Annotated in this window: 14 protein-coding genes, 1 tRNA gene and 2 pseudogenes; 9 read left to right on the plus strand and 8 right to left on the minus strand. The window is 63.3% G+C overall.

All coding sequences use genetic code 11. From position 1 onward, the window contains the following. Positions 1-5: 5 nt before the first annotated feature. Positions 6-1,367, minus strand: coding sequence for a flagellar hook-length control protein FliK (locus JNE37_RS12510; RefSeq protein ID WP_203063056.1), 1,362 nt, complete (start codon positions 1,365-1,367; stop codon positions 6-8). A 239-nt stretch (positions 1,368-1,606) separates the two neighbouring features. Here JNE37_RS12510 and mnmA point away from each other — a divergent pair, with 239 nt between their 5' ends. After that, positions 1,607-2,758 carry a tRNA 2-thiouridine(34) synthase MnmA gene (gene mnmA / locus JNE37_RS12515; protein ID WP_203063057.1) on the plus strand — a complete coding sequence of 384 codons (1,152 nt, stop codon included), beginning with the start codon at positions 1,607-1,609 and terminating at the stop codon, positions 2,756-2,758. A gap of 388 nt (positions 2,759-3,146) precedes the next feature. On the opposite strand, the gene JNE37_RS12520 is transcribed toward mnmA, so the two are convergent. Beyond that, complete coding sequence (locus tag JNE37_RS12520) at positions 3,147-3,299, minus strand: hypothetical protein (RefSeq protein WP_182399418.1); 153 nt, start codon at positions 3,297-3,299, stop codon at positions 3,147-3,149. A gap of 130 nt (positions 3,300-3,429) precedes the next feature. Here JNE37_RS12520 and JNE37_RS12525 point away from each other — a divergent pair, with 130 nt between their 5' ends. Beyond that, entirely contained in the window at positions 3,430-3,957 is a 528-nt protein-coding gene (locus tag JNE37_RS12525; protein ID WP_379125325.1) for an RNA polymerase sigma factor, read from the plus strand. Continuing rightward, complete coding sequence (locus JNE37_RS12530; protein ID WP_246513234.1) at positions 3,954-6,029, plus strand: VWA domain-containing protein; 2,076 nt, start codon at positions 3,954-3,956, stop codon at positions 6,027-6,029. The genes JNE37_RS12525 and JNE37_RS12530 overlap by 4 nt, the downstream gene beginning before the upstream one ends. 58 nt (positions 6,030-6,087) lie before the next feature. On the opposite strand, the gene JNE37_RS12535 is transcribed toward JNE37_RS12530, so the two are convergent. Beyond that, positions 6,088-7,041: a ring-cleaving dioxygenase gene (locus JNE37_RS12535; protein ID WP_203063058.1), complete on the minus strand. Its 954-nt coding sequence runs from the start codon at positions 7,039-7,041 to the stop codon at positions 6,088-6,090. A 167-nt stretch (positions 7,042-7,208) separates the two neighbouring features. Between JNE37_RS12535 and JNE37_RS12540 the strand changes: the two genes are divergently transcribed. Both JNE37_RS12540 and JNE37_RS12545 read left to right on the plus strand, forming a co-directional pair. Beyond that, positions 7,209-7,865, plus strand: a complete 657-nt coding sequence (locus JNE37_RS12540; protein ID WP_203063059.1) for a UdgX family uracil-DNA binding protein — start codon at positions 7,209-7,211, stop codon at positions 7,863-7,865. A gap of 89 nt (positions 7,866-7,954) precedes the next feature. Next, a tRNA-Met gene (locus JNE37_RS12545) sits at positions 7,955-8,031 on the plus strand. 124 nt (positions 8,032-8,155) lie between these two features. Here JNE37_RS12545 and JNE37_RS22870 read toward each other — a convergent pair. The 5 genes and pseudogenes from JNE37_RS22870 to JNE37_RS12565 all read right to left on the minus strand — a co-directional run. Beyond that, positions 8,156-9,706 (minus strand): annotated as a pseudogene (locus JNE37_RS22870) (autotransporter family protein); the annotation flags it as partial. Between the two features lie 333 nt (positions 9,707-10,039). Next, a pseudogene (locus JNE37_RS22875) lies at positions 10,040-10,735 on the minus strand (autotransporter outer membrane beta-barrel domain-containing protein); the annotation flags it as partial. Between the two features lie 504 nt (positions 10,736-11,239). Next, positions 11,240-12,808 (minus strand): ABC transporter substrate-binding protein, encoded by a 1,569-nt coding sequence (locus JNE37_RS12555; RefSeq protein WP_182399433.1) that lies wholly within the window; start codon positions 12,806-12,808, stop codon positions 11,240-11,242. A 130-nt stretch (positions 12,809-12,938) separates the two neighbouring features. After that, the gene (locus JNE37_RS12560; protein WP_052151966.1) at positions 12,939-13,766 is read right to left on the minus strand and encodes an ABC transporter permease; all 828 of its coding nucleotides are present in this window, start codon (positions 13,764-13,766) and stop codon (positions 12,939-12,941) included. 3 nt (positions 13,767-13,769) lie between these two features. Beyond that, entirely contained in the window at positions 13,770-14,708 is a 939-nt protein-coding gene (locus tag JNE37_RS12565; RefSeq protein WP_035034217.1) for an ABC transporter permease, read from the minus strand. A 182-nt stretch (positions 14,709-14,890) separates the two neighbouring features. On the opposite strand from JNE37_RS12565, the gene JNE37_RS12570 reads away from it, so the two are divergent. From JNE37_RS12570 to JNE37_RS12585, 4 genes are all read left to right on the plus strand, one after another. Then, positions 14,891-15,877 (plus strand): ABC transporter ATP-binding protein, encoded by a 987-nt coding sequence (locus JNE37_RS12570; RefSeq protein WP_203063061.1) that lies wholly within the window; start codon positions 14,891-14,893, stop codon positions 15,875-15,877. Further along, positions 15,874-16,866 (plus strand): ABC transporter ATP-binding protein, encoded by a 993-nt coding sequence (locus tag JNE37_RS12575; protein WP_203063063.1) that lies wholly within the window; start codon positions 15,874-15,876, stop codon positions 16,864-16,866. Before JNE37_RS12570 ends, JNE37_RS12575 begins: the two co-directional genes overlap by 4 nt. Positions 16,867-16,875: 9 nt before the next feature. Continuing rightward, positions 16,876-18,234, plus strand: a complete 1,359-nt coding sequence (locus JNE37_RS12580) for an MmgE/PrpD family protein (RefSeq protein WP_203063064.1) — start codon at positions 16,876-16,878, stop codon at positions 18,232-18,234. 305 nt (positions 18,235-18,539) lie between these two features. Further along, the gene (locus tag JNE37_RS12585; protein WP_203063065.1) at positions 18,540-20,195 is read left to right on the plus strand and encodes a pyrroloquinoline quinone-dependent dehydrogenase; all 1,656 of its coding nucleotides are present in this window, start codon (positions 18,540-18,542) and stop codon (positions 20,193-20,195) included. Positions 20,196-20,235: the final 40 nt, after the last annotated feature.

A 20,235-nucleotide genomic window follows, 5' to 3' on the forward strand; every position in this document is an offset into this window, starting at 1 on the left:
AGCTCCTAGACGAAGAGGTTGAGGCCGCCGGCAGAGGCGGTGCCGCGATACTGGGTAATGGTGGTGGGTTCGGCACCATCATCGTTTGCCGCGCTGCCCGAGGCCGGTGCAAAGGGCGAGCGGCTATCCTGGTCCTGCGCGTCGCGCTGGGACGAGGGGTTCTGCCGCAGCGAGAATTCGAGATTGGTCTTGCTGCCTTCGAGGCCGGCCTGGGCCAGCGCCTTTTCAAGGCCACGCTGGTCGCGCTGAAGCAGGTCCAGCGTTTCAGCCTTTTCGACCGTAAGGCGCGTAGTCACGTTGCCGGCGCGGTCCACATCGAGCCGGACGTCGATGCGGCCGAGTTCGGGCGGGTCGAGCCGGACGTGGAACTTGGTGTTGCCGGCCTGAACGTGCCGCACGATGTCGAAGGCGAGCTGGGGCACGTTCACCTGGGTCGGGGGCGCCTGATAGGCCGCCTGCACGGCACGAACTCCGCCCACGACTTCAAGCTTGGCGACCGCAGAGGTGCCGGGCAAGGCGGGGTTCGGATCCGCGGGTTGGTCGGCCTCGGCGGCAGGCTGGCTCTCGGCCTTGGGCTTGGCATGCGCTTCCTTGGTGGGAGCGGGTGCGGCGGCTTCGGTGGCCTTGGGAGCCTTGTCCGAAGCGGCAGGCTTGGCCTCGACGGGCGCGGGCTCTGCCGGCTTGATCTCGGCAGGCTTGGGCGTCGCGGCGGTTTCAGTCGCCTTGGTGATCGTGCTTTCGGGAAGCTTCAGTTCGGGCGTCGCCAGTTCTGGCGCCGGCAATGGATTGGGTTCCAGCGCGAACCCCAGTTTGGCCAGGGTTTCGCCCGAAAGGCCGCCCTTGGTCTGAAGTTGCTGCATGAGCGCATCGAGCTTGCCGCCGAGATCCGAACCCGCGCCAAGGAGCTTGGAGACGTCGCCCGCCTTTTGCGTAAGTTGGCCGAGCAGGGAAGTGGGATCGATGGCCGAGCCGCCTTCGGACTGGCCGGCGCCTGCCTGCAGGGTCGCGATGTCTACGCCCAGATAATTGGCGAAAGCCGCCAGCGCCGCGTTGACGTTGTCGACCAGCGTCGGGTCGACCGGCTGGTCGCCCTGGAGCGCGGCGTCGAGTTTGCCGAGTGCAGCCAGAAGGTCGTCGAGCAGGGTCTTGCCCTCGTCCTGCTTGCCCTTGTCGGTTTCCCCGGTTGCAGTGGTGGAATCGACAGGCGTCGAGGTGTCGCCCGTGGTCGGCGCCTTGGCGTCGCGGACCGGCTGGGAGGCGAGCAGGTTGGCGAAATCAGAACTGGACTTCGCCTTGGGCTCGCTCGGCGTTGCGGCCGCCTTGGGCGCAACGGAGGGAACGGGGCTGATCGTCGGAATGAATTGCACGGAGCTCGAGCCTTTGAAGCGAAGAATACGATCCTCTCCATGCAAAGGGTTTGCCAGTTTGTGATCGACGCAGTTTCTTTAGTAATTTCAATGTCTTGGTTATCGGTCCTGCAAAATCCAGAATGGCAGAAAACGGCGCACCGGCAAAAGCTGCCGGGTCGTCCGTTGCCGGGCGGGCGGAAAAACGCTAGAAGGCCGCGGTCCGCTGGCCCTTGAACCCAACCGGATGAGAAAGAGACATGTTGAACTCGCTTGATATTGCCAAGCGTCCCGAGGACACGCGCGTTGTCGTGGCCATGTCCGGGGGCGTTGATAGTTCGGTTGTGGCCGGACTGCTTGCTCGCCAGGGCTATGACGTGATGGGCATTACCCTGCAGCTTTACGATCACGGCGAAGCTACGCACCGGAAGGGCGCGTGCTGCGCCGGCCAGGATATCCACGATGCGCGGCGCGTTGCGGCGGCGCTCGGGATTCCCCACTACGTGCTCGATTATGAAGAGCGCTTCAAGAATGCGGTGATGGAGCCCTTCGCCAATGCCTATCGGCAGGGCGAGACGCCGGTGCCGTGCATTGCCTGCAACCAGTCGGTCAAGTTCGTAGACCTGATGGCGGTAGCGCAGGACCTGGGCGCCGACGTGCTGGCCACCGGCCACTACGTCCAGAGCATTTTGGGCGAGGATGGGCTGCGCCATCTCAAGCGCCCGGTCGATGCCGATCGCGACCAGACCTATTTCCTCTTCGCCACGACGCGCGAGCAGCTCGATTTCCTGCGCTTTCCGCTCGGCGGCATGACGAAGCCGGAAGTGCGCGAGCTCGCCCGCGAGTTCGGCCTCGAGATCGCTGAAAAGCACGACAGCCAGGACATCTGCTTCGTGCCGCAGGGCAAGTACACCGATATCATCCGCAAGATGCATCCCGAGGCGCTTCAGGGCGGCGAGATCGTGCATCTGGATGGCCGCGTGCTCGGCCGGCACGAAGGCATCATCAACTACACGATCGGGCAGCGTAAGGGCCTCGGGATCGCGGCGGCGGAGCCGCTCTACGTGGTCAAGCTGGAGCACAAGACCGGCCGCGTCGTCGTCGGTCCGCGCGAAGCGCTCAAGACCCACACGGTCAAGCTGCGCGACGTCAACTGGCTCGGGGCAGAGGCGATCGAGGAGGCGGCTCGCGGCAACGGCCTGCCGGTCCAGGCCAAGGTCCGCTCCACCCGCGCACCGCAGGATGGGGTGCTGCATGTCGTCAATGGCGAGGTCTTCGTAAGTCTCGTCACAGGCGAATACGGCATCTCGCCGGGGCAGGCCTGCGTCTTCTATGTCGATGAAAGCGCGACCACGGAAGTGCTGGGTGGCGGTTTCATTTCGGAGGCCGTGCCGCAGGCCCTGGTGGCCTGAACGCGCCCAGCCGATATGTATCGGCGGAGCGAGTGAAGTCGTTGCTCAATGCCGGGAAATATGAGAACATGAAGCATGTATCGCGCGGTGTGCGCCATGCGGCTTTCCACCAGCGAGACTATTGCATCGGCGTGTGACGCGCTGATCTTCCGCCGGTGGGAGCGAGCCCCCAAAATCTCATAACTCCTGCCGGCGGAACGAAGCTTTTCGGCGCTGGGATTGACGTGACGGCGCTGACGTTCTGCTTCCGGATTGCCCCAACCACAGAACAGAACTTCCCCGGTGAAGACCCGGGGCCTATTGCACCATCTACTGGAGTGGAGATATCCGTGGGCCCCGGCTCCGCGGCCGGGGAAGTGCAGTGGTAAACGGTCGGCTCCGCGCCGCCTTAATTCGTCGCCGCGGGCGCGCTCACATTGGCCGCCTCGTTTTCGGCTTGCGTCGTGAACGTGTTGTAGATCGTCATGCCCGCCAGGACGAGGGCCAGCGCCACCATGGCTGCGATGAGAATGCGCTGCCGAGTCTTGTCGTTGTCCGCCATGCGTGCCGCCTTTCGTTCGACCGGTCCTAGACCGTAGAAAAAATCCTGTCCAGCACCCAAAGGATTCTTGCCAGCGCGGCGTCCTATCCGCGACAAGAGCAAATTCGGGCGAAACGGGCTGCGAGTGGACTTGGACGCGACGGCGCAAACCAGCGAGCTGATCAAGCGCGCCATCAATGGTGATGGCGGCGCTTTCGCGATCATTCTCGAGGGGCATTACGACCTCATCTACCGCACCGCCTACAAGTGGTGCGGCAATCGGACGGATGCCGAAGACGTGGCGCAGGATGTCTGCGTCAAGCTGGCAACCGCGATCAGGAGCTTCGACGGGCGCTCCGCGTTCACCAGCTGGCTCTATCGGGTAACGCTCAATGCGGTGCGCGACATGCAACGGGCTCGCGTCCGGCACGGACGCCGCGCCGATGCCCTGGCGCTGGTTTCGCCCGAGGATGCGCCGGCCGAGCAGGAGGACGCGACGACGGCCGGCGAACTTTGGGCCGCCGTGCGAGACTTGCCTGACCAACAGCGCGACGCCGTGCTGCTCGTCTATGCCGAAGACATGAGCCACAGGGAGGCAGGGGAGATCCTGGGCTGCAAGGAGGCCACAGTCTCCTGGCACATCCACGAAGCGAAAAAGACCCTGAGGGGGCTTTTATGAGCGATGACATGAACCACGATCCGCTCGACGAGCTGAGAAAGCTGGAAACGCCGACGCCTTCCGAGGCGGCGCGTCGCCGCGCCATGGTTGCGGCCATGGCCGCTTTCGAGGCTGCCGAAGCGCAGGAAACGAAAAAAGCAGTCGAGACCACCCAAGGTTCCGGTTGGCTCGCGCGTCTCAAGTCCATCTTCGCAAGCAAGAGGACTTGGACCATGGATTACCGCATCCCCCTCGGAACCGCCGCCGTCGCCCTGCTGCTCTTCCCGCTCGGGCTTCAGCTCTATTCGACCACCTCGATGACCCCGCCGGTCGTGGCCAGCAAGCAGGCCGCATCGGCCCCGCCGGCCGAGGTCACTGCCACTGCCCGCGCCGAGGCGCCCAAGCCGGCTCCCGAACCGGCCATGGCTCCGGCCCAGCAGATGGCCACGCAGGAAATGGCTCCGGCCATGGATCGCGCGGCCCCGCCCCAGGCCCCGATCGCCGTTGAAGGCGAAGCCAAGATGCGCCGGGAATCGGCTGCGGATACCTTGATGGCCGCGCCTGCCGCCGCGCCCACCATCATGCCGGCGCCACAGATGCTCAACGAAGCCATGCCGGCCGTGCCGCCGCTTGGCGGCGCCAATGCCTATGGGCAGACGCAGCCGAGCGGGGATGTCTTCACCAAGTTCGACGAGAGCCCGGTCAAGACTGTGGCAGAGGCGCCCGTCTCGACCTTCTCGATCGATGTGGATACCGCTTCCTACGCCTATGTCCGTCGCATGCTGGGTGAAGGCTTCGTGCCCGAGCCTGATGCCGTGCGCATCGAGGAACTGGTCAACTACTTCCCCTACGACTACCCGGCGGCGGCGAGTGCCACGGAGCCGTTCAAGCCGAGCGTCGAGGTCTACCCCACGCCGTGGAACCCCAAGACTCAGCTCGTCCATATCGGCATCAAGGGCTATGAACCGCCCACGGCGGAGCGGAAGGCGAGCAACCTCGTATTCCTCATCGATACGTCCGGTTCGATGGACGAGCCCGACAAGCTGCCACTTCTCAAGCGCGCCTTCGCGCTGCTGGTGGATCAGCTTTCCGCCCGCGACACGGTATCGATCGTCGCCTATGCCGGTTCCGCCGGCGTGGTGCTCGAGCCGACCCATGCCGACCAGAAGTCGAAGATTCTGGGTGCGCTGGACAATCTTGATGCCGGTGGTTCGACGGCCGGGGCAGAGGGAATCGAGCTGGCTTATCGTCTGGCCGAGGAAAGCAAGCTCGCCGATGGCACCAACCGGGTGATCCTGGCCACTGATGGCGATTTCAACGTCGGCATCGACGATCCCGACGCGCTCAAGACCTTCATCAAGACCAAACGCGAAAGCGGGGTTTTCCTTTCCGTGCTCGGCTTCGGCCAAGGGAACCTCGATGATGCGACGATGCAGAGCCTGGCGCAGAACGGGAACGGCAATGCCAGCTATATCGACAGCTTCCGCGAGGCGCAGAAGGTGCTGGTCGAAGAGGTCGGCGGCACGCTCGAAACCATCGCCAAGGACGTCAAGATCCAGGTCGAGTTCAACCCCGCCTTTGTCTCGGAATACCGGCTGATCGGCTATGAAACCCGCGCTCTCAATCGCGAGGATTTCAACAACGACAAGGTCGATGCCGGCGATGTCGGCGCTGGCACCACCGTGACGGCGCTCTATGAGATCACCCCGGTCGGCTCGGGTGCCAAGCTGGTCGATCCTCTGCGCTATGGCCAGCGTGATGCCGCCCCCGCTGCCGCGCCGTCAGGCGAAGAAATCGCCTTCCTCAAGATGCGTTACAAGCTGCCGAACGCCGATATCAGCAAGCTGATTGAAACACCGATCACTGAAGCGGTCGCAGTCGATGATATCGCCAAGGCTTCAGCCGATGCACGCTTTGCGACGGCAGTTGCCGCTTTCGGGCAGAAGCTCAAGGGCTCCGACTATGGCGGCGAGATGAGCTGGGACCAGATCAAGGCCCTGGCGCAGGGCGCCCGCGGCGCCGATGAGAACGGCTATCGCGCCGAATTCGTCCAGTTAATTGGCACGGCCGCCGCGCTCGCGCCCGACCGCTGACAGTGAAACGGGCCGGGGCATGTGCCTCCGGCCCGCTCGTCCGCCGCAACAGCCGATCTCAGTCAATCGGCTTGAGGTTTGCCTCGATCGCCGCGCGGTTCGGTTCGAGGAACGGGGGCAGCGACAGGTTCTCGCCCAACGTCTCGAGCGGCTCGTCCACGGCAAAGCCGGGGCCATCGGTGGCGATCTCGAACAGCACGCCATTGGGCTCGCGGAAATAGAGCGAGGTGAAGTAGTACCGCTCGACCTCTCCGCTCGAGCGCAGGCCTGCCGCCGTGACGCGGCTGATCCAGTTGTGCAGCGAATCCTTGTCCGTCGTCCGGAACGCCACGTGGTGTGCGCCACCAGCGCCCTGGCCGGCGAAAGGCAGGTCCGGCTCGACCGCCACATGCAACTCGGCCGCCGCGCCGCCGTCACCCATCGAGAACACATGCACCTCGCCGGTGCGTTCCCGCGCTGGATGCACGCGCACCTCCTTCATGTTCATCACTTCGGTGAGCACATAGGCCGTGCGGTCGAGCTTGGGCACGCTGATGGTAATGGGGCCGAGCCCCAAAATCTGCCGCTCGGCAGGGACGGGGCTCTTCTCCCAGGGATGGCTCTCGCCCGCCTTGGGGTCGGCCACCATGCGGAAGCGCTGCCCCTCCGGGTCTTCGAATTCGAGCGACAGGAAGCCGAAGCGCTCCTTGATGTTGCCGCTCTCGATGCCCTTTTCCTTGAGGTGCTGCTTCCACCAGACGAGATCGTCCTCTGTGCGCACGCGCAGGCCAGTGCGCACGATCGAATGCGTGCCGCGCCGTTCGCGCGCCACCGGCCAGTCGAAGAAGGTCAGGTCCGCGCCGGGACTGGCGATGCCGTCGCCATAGAAGAGGTGATAGGCGGTGGTGTCGTCCTGGTTGACGGTGCGCTTGATGAGCCGCATGCCCAGTACGTCGGTGTAGAATTTGAGGTTTTCACGCGCCTGCGCGGTGATTGCGGTGAGGTGATGAATACCGGAAAGCTGCAAGGCCATGTCGTCCTCCTGATGGTTACGATCGTTTTGGTCTGCGTTGAAAGTAATCCCTCCATTGGTGCTGTGAAGGTCATCTATTGCAACTGACTGTCGTTGATTTGCGAACGGATGCGGCTCGGAACCGCGCCCACACGGTTGCATTGTTCCGGGACCAGGAGGAGCCAACCATGCCCCATCGACATCCGCATATTTCCGAGCACGATCTTTTCAAGTCTTCCGGCAGCGAGGAGGCCTTCGACAGTCTGGAAGCAGTGCGCGAGGCTGTCGATGCCTGCGAGCGCTGCCCGCTCTACCAGTTTGCCACCCAGGCCGTTTTCGGGGAAGGGCCGGAGCGGGCGCCGCTTATGTTCGTAGGCGAGCAGCCCGGCGACCAGGAGGATATTGCCGGTCGCCCCTTCGTCGGTCCTGCCGGCAAGGTCTTCGATGCAGCGCTCATCGAGGCCGGCATCGAGCGCGACCGGGTTTACGTGACCAACGCGGTCAAGCACTTCAAGTTCGCTCCGCGCGGCAAGAAGCGCCTGCACCAGAAACCCAATGCCGGCGAAATCGCCGCCTGCCGCTCCTGGCTCAACCTCGAACGCTCCTTCGTCCGCCCGCAAGTCATCGTCGCCCTGGGCGCAACGGCCGTGCAAAGCCTCGTCGGCAGCCGCGCTACCATCTCGCGCCTGCGCGACGCCCCGACAACGCTCGATGACGGCACGCTTCTCTGCGCCACCATCCACCCGTCCTTCCTGCTGCGCATGCCCGATCGCCAGCGCTCCGCCGAGGAAAGAGCCCGCTTTGTCGCCGATCTCAAGGCCGCCCGAAAACTGGCATTGCATTAAGCCCCGCTTTCGCTTGACAGGTCGAACCAGCAAACCTAATAAGCACCCCGCACGCCAGTGCCGGGCCGGTTCCACCGCCCACGTTCTGGGGCGGAGTAGCTCAGTTGGTTAGAGCAGCGGAATCATAATCCGTGTGTCGGGGGTTCAAATCCCTCCTCCGCTACCAAAAATCTCAATGAAATCGGTAGCCTACGCGGCAACATGGCGACTGCTTGGTGCTTCTGTGCTGGTTGTGCGCAACGACGCCACTTACCCGAGTAGCATCGTCATAAAATCACTCATGCATCCTACTACCAGCTAACCCGAACCCCAGCTCGCCCGGCAATGCTGTAGCTGTTGGTGAGGTGAGGGAGGCTGGTTTGGGCTTCGATCTCCCCGTAGAGCGCATAACGACCCGTTTCGTATTTGGCGCCTAGGCCGAGCCCGCCCCAGAGACGCTGTCCGCTGCTCGTCAATGGCGTATCGGCGACGATTACCGTCGTCTCCTCCAGGAAATCGTAGTGCAGGTTCGCGATTCCGTAGAGCGAGGTATCGACATCCTGCCCCGCATCATCGCGCCAGCTCTGCCGATAGTCTGCCGATAGGCCAAGGCGCCCGCGGAGGCTGTCGCCGTCGCTCAACGCGACGCGGGCACCGAACGGGTCGGTGAAGCTGTCGACCCCGGCATGAGCGTAGGTCAGTTGCACCTGCGGCGTCAGCGACCAGCCGCCGGAGAGCGCAATGCGTTGCCCCAACTCGAACCCCAGTGCGTAGCCAAGGCCGGCATTGTCCTTGGCGAGCTGGCGGGCAGCCGTCGTGGACGACAGGTCGCTGTCAAACCAGGTGAGCTTGGTCTGTGCGTCGGCATAGAAGCCTGTTGCGCCGTACCATGTCAGCGATCCGCCAAAACCGTTGCCGGAGCTGCTGATCGCTCCGCGCCCGAAGACCGAAGAGACATCGGCCGACGCTTCGCCATGATGGAGCGTTACGCCGCCGATGAGCGTGCCAGCTTCGTTGGCGAGAAGCTGTCCGTCGGCGCCAGCCTGCAAGCGCCAGCTATTGACCACATAATCCGTGCCCGTCGTCGAGAAATCCGGCGTAACGCGGCGATGGTCGGCGTCGATGCGCGCCCAGATCGCACGGGCTGTTGCGTTGGACATGCCATCGGTGAAGCGGTCGCCGACGCGCTGGCGTAGTGTCTGCAGGTCGTTGAGGCTCAGCAGAACCTGACCATAGGCTTCGTAGACCGGCGCTCCGGGTTGATAGATCGGACCTATGACAGGCGTGCCCATATAGGCCGAGCGTAGATACCAGTCGCCGTCGTTCGGCGTACTGATGCCGTTCTTCTGCAGGGTGTAGGCATAGGCGCCGGCGACGACGGCCGGGTCGCCCTGGAACAGGTAATTGCCCTGAAGCGTGAAGATGCCGTTCGAGGCTCCGCCGACATCGATGATCTTGATGCCCTCGACAGTCTGCGCCCCCGCGCCGCCCTGGTTCAGCACCCGAACGTTCGTAGCGCCGGCAGTGCTGCCGGTGATGACGAGGCGGTCGGAGGGCGCGGAATCGCCGCCCAGTACGGCTTCGATCTCGAGGTCGCCGCCATTGCCAAGATAGTCGCCGTTGATCGTCAGCGTCCCGATCGAGTTGCCGGGCGCGATGGTGCCGCCCGGCTGATTGGTGGTGGCTCCAACCGTGCCGATGCCCTGCAGGCGGCCGCCGATGACCTCCATCGTCCCGCCCAGGATGCCGTTCACCGCGAGCGTGCCCGCCAATACGCTGCCGGCGCCAGTATAGGTCGAGCCGCTGTCGCCGGTTAACGTCAGCGTGCCGGCACCGGACTTGATCAAGGCCCCAGCGCCGGTGAAAGACGGAGCGATGCCGATCTCGTGGCCATTGGTGTCGATGACCACGCCATTCATGCCGATGGCAAGGCTGCGCGTGCCGAAATTGCTAAAGAAGTTGGAGTTGTCCGCCGTTGCGCGCAGCAGGCCGCCGTCGAACGTAACGCTTGCCGTACCGTCGCCACCGGAAATCGAACCGGTTTCCAGCACCCCGCGATTGTTTGCCGGCCCCTGCAACAGCAGCGTTCCGCTGGACCCGGTAGCCACGCCAAGCAGGACGTCACCATCGGCGAGAACCAACCCGCCATTCTCCACCGTTAGCGAGCCCGCTCCGAAGTTGCCTATGGTGAGGCCATACGGCGACATCGACCATTTCGAACCGTTTCCGGTCACCGTTACAGTGCCGGTGTCGCTGGCGCCGATATACCCCTGATTGCTCGTGACGGCCGCTCCGTCCTCGATACGCAGGGTGCCAGCGGCGTAGCTGCCGACAGTAAACTGTCCCGTATTGGTCCAGGTCGTGCCCGGGCCGGTCAGCACGGCATCGCCTTGTGCACTATTGCCAACGATGCCGTCCGTGCTCGAAACCGTCGCGCCATCCTCGACACGCAAAGTTCCGGCGCTGAACAGGCCGACGTTCAGCCGTCCGCTGTTCTGCCAGGAGGAACCCGGGCCACTCACAAGCGCGTCTCCAACGCCACCGGCACCAACCGTGCCCGTCGCATTGGAAACCTGGCCGCCGGCAAGGATTTTCAACTTGCCTGTTCCGCCATCCCCGATATTGAGGTTACCGGTGTTGGTCCAGGTTGAGGCGGTGCCGTTGCTGTTAACACCTGTTACCGTAACAGTGCCGATGCCGGTCCCGGTGCCACTGGCGCCAATTGAGCCCAGGGTGTTAGTGACAGTCGCGCCATCCTCAATATGTAAGGTGCCCGTTCCATCGACGCCAACGTAGAGATCACCGGCGTTGATCCAGCTGGACACGTTGCCGTTGGCGTCAATGCCCGAAACAATGACGGTGCCGTCGCTGCCTGCATCAAGGCCGATCATGCCGGCGTCGTTGGAAACGGTTCCGCCACCGGTAATGTCCAAGCTGCCATTGCCGATCTGAAGATCGCCGTTAATAACCCAGTTCGGCACTGGGCAGGGCCCGGACTCAAATCTCCGTTGCCGATTACCGACTGGGCATAAGCAGGAACGCTGTCCGCGAAGGCCAGCACGACGAGCGCTGCCGACAGCAAAAGGGTTTGGCGATAAGAGGGAGCGGCAGCACCGCCTTTCACCGCTTGCCTCATCAACTTCGAGCCCCCGCCGGCTGCGCCGCCATGATCCGCAAATTTTGGCAGCGTCTCGAATCAACTCGCTGCTTAAGCTACTTCAGGCCTTAAGAATTAACGGAAGGTAACAACTTGGTGCTCGTCGGTTGGCAGGACGAGCCGCCAATATTGCGAGGCACTAGCCCAAGGCGAGCCGGAGTTAGGCTGCTTCCAGCATGCAAAAGGGCGGGACCGAAATCCCACCCTTCATTTAGAACAGCCTGTCGGCCTTCAGTGCTTATTTGACGGTGAGATACCCCGGGCCAAGCAGCATTGCGTTCGAGTTGATGGTGGTCCAGTCGTACTTGTCCGATACGACCCAGTCGACGACGCTGCGCCACAGCATCAGGCCGGGCTGTTCCTTTTCCCAGATGTCGACCATCTGGCGGAAGAGAGCGACCTTCTTGGTCACGTCGGGCTCGGCCAGGTATTGGCGGCCGATCTCGACGAACTCGGCCGGGGGTGCCCAACTGCGGTCTGCCTCGCGGGTGGCGCGGGCGGAATCCGGACCCCAGAAGCCCCAGATCGAGCGGGTGGGCGTGCCGTCGAACGTGGTCGACATCGACATGTTGAGGACGCCGAACGGGTGCTGGAGCGCGAGCGGCCAGCTGTCGACGATGTTGAGCTTCACGTTGATGCCCAGGTTGCGCCACTGCTCGGCAACGTATTCCATGGCGAGATCGAAGTTCGGATAGGCGCCGCGAACGAGGTTCACCTGAACTTCCTCGCCCTTGTAGTTCGACTTGGCGAGGTAGGCCTTGGCGGCCTCAGGGTCGTAGCCGATCAGCGGCTTGATGCTCGGGTCGTAATAGGCGGGCGAGTCCGGGAAGTTGAACGGCGCCGGGGCGATGGTGGCGTCGCCCCAAAGGCTCGAAACGAGCGTTTCGCGGTCGATGGCTGCGGACATGGCGTAGCGCAGGTTGACATCGGCGACCGGGTTCGGCCCGAACTCGGGGAGTTCGAGCGTGTTATAGGCGAGGATGATGTAGTTGTCGCCCGGACGGCTCACATAGTTGAGGCCGGGATAGGACTTCACCGTCTCGATTTCGTCGACGGGCGTGTTGACCATGAGGTCGAACTCACCGGACACCATGCCGGCGATGCGCGCCGAGAATTCCGGAACGATGCGGAATTCGATCGACTTGAGCGGCGGCTTGCCGCCCCAATAGTCGTCGAAAGCCTCGAGCTTGACGTGGCTGGCCGGATCGAACTCGACGACCTTGTAGGGGCCGGTGCCGATCGGCAATTGGCCGAACTTTTCGACGCCCTGTTCAAGATAGGCCGCCTTGGGCACCACGAAGCCCAGCGGGGTCACGAAGCGGTAGGGCAGGTTGGGATCGGGGATGGTGGTCTTGACCTCGACGGTCTTGTCGTCGAGCGCCGTTACGCTGGCAAAGGATTCCGTGTAGCGCGTGCCGGCGGGAACCAGCGCATTCTCGCCCCAGATACGTTCCGGGGAAAGGGTGAAGGCGACATCCTCGGCGGTCATGGTCTGGCCGTTGTGGAACTTCACGCCCTCGCGGATGGTGAAGTGCCAGGTCAGGTCGTCGACTTGCTCCCAGGCGGTGGCGAGGCCCGGACGAAGCTCGCCGCCTTCCGGATCTTCCGCATAGTTACGACCGACGATCGGGTCGTAAATGCTGTCCATGATGCGCTGGGAATTGGTGGAATTGCCGTCGATCGGTTCGATACTGCGATAGAGGCCGTTGACCGCAATCACGAAGTCAGGACGCGTGTCCTGCGCCATGGCGGGAAAGGCCAGCATCCCGGCGACCGCCGCTACCAGCGCGGTCTTGAAAATGTGCATCTGAGATAGTCCCTTCAGTCTGTAAACTTGGTGCTCTTGATAACAATGACCGCTGGCTCGGTGAAAGCAAACCCTTGCCATTTTGCGCTCGCCCGGTAGATCGATAGCGTCTCAGCCGGGCCATCCATAGTCAGCGCCCGCGAAGCGTCGGATCGAGCCGATCGCGAAGGGCATCGCCGAGCAGGCTGACCGAGAGCGTCGTGACGAAAATCAACGCGCCGGGAACGACGGCCAGCCACCAGGCGCGCGCAAGGCTGTCGCGACCTTCGCCGAGCAACTGGCCGAGGCTCGTGAAGGGCGGCTGGATGCCCAGGCCCAGGAAGCTCAGGCCCGTCTCGAGCAGGATGGTCTGCGGGAAGTTGAGCGTCAGTTGCACGATCACGACGTTGAATACGGTCGGCAGGATGTGGCGAATGTCGATGGCCAGGGGACTTACGCCGATCGTGCGTGCGGCATCGACGAACGTCAGCGTATGGGCGGACATGGCGCTCCCACGCACGAGGCGCGCGTAGCTTTCCCAGCCATATATGCTCAGGATGGCAACGAAGAGCGGCAGCGAATTGCCGAAGATGGCGAGCGTCGCCAGCGCGATGATCATGAAGGGAATCGCGGCCTGTAGATCGATGGCTGCGTCGATGAGGCTGCCGAGCATATTGCGCGAGCGCGCCGCGATGAGCCCCAGCGTGGTGCCGAGAATGGCGCCGGCGATCGTGCCGACAAGAGCCAGTCCCACGCTTACCCTCGCCGCGAAGACCAGCCGCGCAAGGGAGTCACGCCCAAGGCCATCGGTGCCGAGGGGATAGGTCCAGCTCCCACCGAGGAAAACGGGCGGCTTGTTACGGTTGAGGAGGTTGGAGACGTCGTAGGCGTGCTGCGTGAAAAAGCCGCCGAAGAGTGCGAACAGAACGACCAGGGCCAGCAGGGCGGTGGGGATGAGAAGGTTGAGCCGGATCTTCATGGGTCAGGCCTTCCCCGCCTTGCGCCGGGTGCCGATCCGGGGGTCGAGCCAGCCATAGAGCATGTCCACGATCATATTGGCCGTAGCCATCGTCGCGGCGGCGAGGATGACGATCAGCTGCACCACGGCGAGGTCGCGCTCCGTAACCGACGTGACCAGCAAACGCCCAATGCCGGGCCAGGCAAACACGGTTTCCGTCACCACCGCACCGGCGATCATCGAGCCGATGCTGAAGCCGGCGAGGGTAACGAGCGGGATCAGCATGGCGCGCAGGACATGGTGGGTCATGCGTTGCAACGGAGGAATCCCGTTGGCGCGCGCAGTGCGCATGAAAGGCGACGAAAGCACTTCGAGTACCGACGAGCGTGTGAGGCGGGCATAGGAGCCGGCCGAGGCGAGGCCAAGCGTCACCGCCGGCATCAGCAGGCCGATGGGTTGGTCAAAGCCGCCGCTGGGGAGCAGGCGCAGGTTGAGCGTGAAGAGCAGGATCAGGAGGATGCCCAGGAAGAAATTGGGCATGGCGAAGCCGAACACCGAAAAACTCATCACCAGCCGGTCGACCCAGCTGTTGCGCCGCGCGGCGGCGAGCATGCCGGTAGGGATGCCGATGGCAATGGCGATCAGCGTTGCCGTGCCGGTCAGTATCAGCGTCGGCAGGATGCGCGGGGCCACCATGTCCCAGGCCGGGCCGCCGGTGCGGAAGGAGATGCCGAAATCGCCCTGCAGCAGGCCCCAGAGATAGGCGAAGTACTGCACGAAAAAGGGTTGATCGAGCCCGAAGCGCTCGCGGTAGCGATCGATGACGAATTGCGGTGCATCGGAAGGCACCATGGCCGCGACGGGGTCGCCCGCAAGTCGCAACATGATGAAGACGAGCGATGCGGCAGCCCATACGGTCAACACCAGGCGGAGCAGCTTCTGGGCAAAGAAGGAAAATGACACGGGTGCGATCGATCGGGAGGCTAGTGAGGCGGACAGGGGGCCGGTTTGTTTCGCATTTTTCCGCCAGATTGCAAAAGCTTTTGGCCAACATGGCTTGGGCTCGTAGCCCTACCATGTTAGTTGCCTAAGAACCTTAATACTATTTGGGCATGCCGGGCCTCGGCCGTGCCGGGGTTGGACTAATGCCTGAACCGTTGCTGACGGTGCGAAATCTCACTACGCGCTTTGATACGGCAGGCGGCCAGGTCCTTGCGGTCGACAATGTAAGCTTCACCCTCGATGCCGGCGAAGTCCTGGGCATCGTCGGGGAGTCCGGCTCCGGCAAGAGCCAGATTTTCATGTCCATTGCCGGGTTGCTGGCGTCGAACGGAACGGTCAGCGGGGAGGCGGTCTTTGCCGGCCGCGACCTCATCAAGGCTGGTGAGGCCACGCTCAACACAATTCGCGGGCGAGAGCTGGCCTTCATCTTCCAGGACCCGATGACGGCCCTCAATCCGTTCCGGCGCATTTCCAGCCAGCTTGCGGAAATGCTGAGCCTCCATCGCGGATTGTCGCACCATGCGGCCCGCGCCGAGGCACTCCGCTTGCTCAACCGGGTCCGCATTCCCGAGGCCGCGCGCCGGCTCGACATGTATCCGCACGAGCTTTCGGGTGGCATGCGGCAGCGCGTGGTGATCGCGATGGCCCTATCGTGCTCGCCCAGGCTCCTGATCGCGGACGAACCCACGACCGCGCTGGATGTGACGGTGCAGATTCAGGTGCTCGATCTCATCAACGAGCTCCGGCGTGACGAAGGTTTGGCGGTCGTTCTCATCACCCACGACATGGGCGTGGTGGCGCGCCTCTCGGACCGGATACTCGTGGTCTATGCCGGCAATATCGTCGAGCAGGGCAGGACAGAAGACGTGCTTCTGGCGCCCAGCCACCCTTATACGGCCGGGCTGCTGGCCAGCATGCCGGACATCAACCGGCCCATCGAAGAACTGGTGCCGGTGCAGGGATACCCACCCGATGGACGCCAGGCGCGCGTCGGCTGCATGTTCGCGCCGCGTTGCGGGCGGGTTCAGCAGCTCTGCCGCGCGCAGACGCCGGCGATGACGCAGTCGTCGTCAGCCTCGCATCTGCAAGCGTGCCATTTCCCTCTGCGTGAAACGGGATTGGTCGCATGAGCGAAGCTGGTCTGAGCGTTCGGAACCTCACGGTCAACTATTCGATTTCGCGCGGGCCGCTGGCCAAGCCGGACCAGTTGCGCGCCGTGGCGGATGTGGATCTCGATATTGCGCCCGGCAAAACGCTGGGCATCGTCGGCGAGTCGGGTTGCGGCAAGTCGACCCTCGCTCGCGCCATTCTGAGGCTTGAACGCGCCGAGGGGGCAACCGTCGTGTGGCGCGGTGCCGATGTCGGCAGCTTGTCGGACGCCGAGTTCCGCAGGATTCGGCCCGACATGCAGATGATCTTCCAGGATCCGCTGGCGTCGCTCAATCCGCGCATGCGCGTCTCCGACATCATCGCCGAGCCCTTGCTCACCCACCGGCGCGACCTGGGCCGCGCCGAACGCGAGCGCCTCGTAGCGGAAGCCATGCAGCGCGTTGGCCTGAGGCCAGAAATGGCCTCGCGGTTCCCCCACGAATTCTCCGGCGGGCAGGCGCAGCGTATCGGAATCGCGCGGGCGATCGTTCTCAAGCCGGGCCTCCTGATCTGCGACGAAGCCGTGTCGGCGCTGGATGTGTCCATCCAGGCGCAGGTGCTGGCGCTGCTCAAGGGCCTGCAGCGCGAGATGGGGCTGTCGATCCTGTTCATCAGCCATGATCTCGCGGTCGTGCGGCACATCTCGGATGACATCATGGTGCTCTATCTCGGCCGCGTCGCCGAATATGCGCCGCGAGACGTGCTCTTCGCCCAGCCGCGCCATCCCTATACGCAAGCATTGATCGCCTCGGTCCTGTCGAGCGATCCGAACATAGAGCGGATGCACCAGAGCCCGGATATCGGGCCGGACATGCCCTCGCCGATCAATCCGCCGTCCGGCTGCCCTTTTCACACGCGCTGCAGCCAGGTCGAAGCCCAATGTCGCAGCGAACGTCCTGCATTGCGGCAATGGCCCGATGGCGCGCGTGTTGCCTGCCACGTGGCCAATCGTGCCCTGCCTGTTGCCTGAGGAAACCTGATGACTATCTCCGATCGTGAATGGGTGGCTCGCCATCTGGAATTGCTGACGGCCGAGATTCCGTCCGACGTGGTGGCTGTTACCGGCCGGTTGGTTGCCGATACGATTGCCATCGCAGGATACGCGCGGGCACATGGGATTGGCGGTACGGCCTTCGATGCGGCAAGTGTCCAGCTTTCGGGGCAGGGGAGCGGCGTCTGGGGTGGAGAGGCCAAGGCGGCGCCGCTCGACGCGGCCTTTCTCAATGGCACGGCGGCCGAAGCACTCGATTTCCAGGAAGTCCTGATCAATGGCCGCAATAACGGCCACGCCGCCGTTGTGATCGTTCCGGCGGTTCTCGCCCTTGCCGGCCAGCTGAATTCAAGCGCCGAAGCCGTGACTCGGGCACTGTGGGTCGCATTGGCAGCCAATATCGGCCTGGGAGAGGCGCTGGGGCGCGCTCACCGCGCCAATGGGCTCGGCTTCCGCACGACGTCCCTCACGGCAGCGCCCGCGGCTGCCCTGGGCTGTGCCACGCTCATCAACAACAGTCTCGACACGGCGCTCGCAGCCCTCGGGATATGCGCCAGCACCTTGCCCGCCGGTCTTCTTTCGGCCATGTCGCCAAAGATGGGGAGCTACAGCCCCGACAAGGACTTGTCGGTCGGCTTCTCCGCGCGCCACGCGCTCCATTCGGCACTGCTGGCAGGCGCCGGAGCTACCGGGCCAGAGGCGCCGATCACCGGAGACAAGGGTTGGCTGGCGAGCTATGGCGCGGGAAGCGCCGATACAAGCTACCTGGAAACACCGCCATCCGAACGCGATCTCACCGCGTATTCGATCAAGCTCTACCCTGCCAATTTCGGATGCCAGGCCGCGATACGCGCGTCCATCGAACTGGGGCGGCAATTCGCGCCCGACCAGGTTACGCGCCTGCACCTCGAGGTCAAATCCTCCAGCGCGGCTTCACTCTCGACGCGAAGCATCGAAAATCATCTCGCCGCTCGCTTCAGCCTTCCCTTCGCTGCCGCCAGCGCCTTCGTACGCCAGCGCTCCGTTCTCGCCGACTTCGAAGGCAAAGCGGTCGCTGACCCCGCGGTGCACGCCTTTATCGACAAGATCGAACTGACCGGGAGCGATGAACTGGAAGCCGCCCACCTCTCGCGCGGCATATTCCCGGCTCGCGTAACGGCCTATGCCGGCGAAAACGTCCTGGCCCGTGTAAGCTATGATGGCCCCTTCGACGGCTATTCCGCGGCACAGGACGAAGCGGTGTTTGCGGAAAAACTCGCATCCCTGTGCGGGGCCGAGCGTGCCGAGGTGCTGCTGGCATATAGCCGAGAGCCGCTGTCGGACGCGCGACTGCGCACCCTCGTCTGATCCCACAAACCATTCCACACTACCCGTTCGGCCGCCCGCTCGCGCGGCCGATGCCGCATGGCATAAACATGCGTTTGAGTATTGGGAATAATTATACTCAGAATAGCTTGTGAATATAGGCGATCTTAGGCGCAGATGGAGCCAGTTTACCGTGGTTTGCAGCATGTTGCTCGAGCTTCAAAGGTGAATAGAAGCAAGTGCAAAGTCTGCGAGCCCATAGAAAAAGGAGGGTTTCTATGGTCGATAACGGCAGTAAATGGCGTTCAAGCCTGTATCTTGGCATTCTTCTAGGGGCAGTTTTCGCGGTGCCGGCTGCAAGCGCCGCCGACGTGACCTCGGATCGCATCGTGAAGGCGGACAGCGAGCCGCAGAACTGGTTGAGCAACAACCGGGACTACACCAGTCAGCGCTTCTCGCCGCTGGATGCGATCAACAAGGATACGGTCAAGGGCCTCAAGCTTGCCTTCTCGGTATCCCTGAACAACCAGGCACCGAACTACACGGAATCCACGCCTCTGGCAGAGGATGGCTTTCTCTATCTCACGGACACCTGGGGCGTAGTCTACAAGATCGACGCCACGCAGGGCACGGTCGGCCGCATCGTCTGGACAATGGATCCGGGCCAGGAGAAGCCTTCCATCGCCAACCGCGGGGTCGCCCTGGCAGACAATCTCGTGATCTCCGTGGCCAACGGCCCGGCACGCTTGATCGGCACCGACAAGGATACTGGCGAGGTCCTGTGGGAGAAGGACATCACCGGCGACACTCCGCGCGTGGAGATGACCGGCGCGCCGCTGCTTATCAAGGACAAGATCATCGTAGGGGCCGCCGGCGGCGACGCTGGTACGCGTGCGTGGATGGCGGCGTACGACGTAGCGACGGGTGACGAGGTCTGGAAGGAATACAACATTCCTGCGCCAGGCGAGCCCGGATCAGAGACCTGGGGCGGCACCAACAACGCCTGGGAGACGGGCGGCGGCGGCATGTACGTGACCGGAAGCTATGACCCCGAGCATGATCTGACCTATTGGGGGGCGGGCAATCCCGTGCCCATGTTCGATCCGTCCTATCGGCCGGGCGACAACCTTTATACGAACAGCGTCCTTGCTCGTAATCCCGACACCGGAAAGCTCAACTGGTACTTCCAGTACACGCCCAACGATGCTTGGGACTATGACGAGGAAGGCACGCACATCCTCTTCAAGGGAAGCTTGAACGGGGAAGAGCAGACATTGCTGACCCATTCCGGACGTAATGGGTTCCTCTACACTTTCGGCGCGAACAACGGCCAGTTCCTCAAGGCCGGGGCCTATATGGACGGCATTAACTGGACCGCGGGGATCGATGTCAAAACCGGCAAGCCGGTCGACTATGATCCCAACAAGCAGATCCAGACCTATGCCGGCACGGCGACGCGTACCGATGCCGATCCGACCAAGAGGGCCTGTCCGTCCATTGCCGGCGGCAACAATTTCTGGCCCTCGACACTCAGCCCGAAAACCAAGCTGATCTACATCCCGGCAATGACGGGCTGCGTGGACGTGACCACCGACACGACCATGCACAGCGTGGACAAGGGTTGGAGCGGTGGTTCCTATGTCGTCTCCGAGCGTCTCGAGAGCTCGCTGGTTGCGGCAGATCCGCTGACCGGCCAGATCAAGAAGAAAGTGCAGTTGGACTACCCGAACTATGCGGGCGCACTCAGCACGGCTGGCGGTCTGGTTTTTACCGCCCTCACCGATGGCAGCATCATCGCCTTTGACGATGAGACGCTCGAAGAGGTTTGGCGCGCCAATGTCGGCGTCGGCTTCACTGCGCCGCCCATGACATTTGCGGTCGGCGACAAGCAATATATCGCCATTGCCTCGGGTCTCTCTGGCCCCGCCAGAGGCAAGCTCCGCATGACGCCCGAATTGGCGGAGCAGCGCAACGCTGCAATGCTATTCGTCTTCGGGCTCTAGAGAAGTCTGGAGTGGAGGCATGTCCTCCACTCCAACAAAT

Source organism: Paradevosia shaoguanensis, assembly GCF_016801025.1.
Classification (GTDB): domain Bacteria; phylum Pseudomonadota; class Alphaproteobacteria; order Rhizobiales; family Devosiaceae; genus Paradevosia; species Paradevosia shaoguanensis.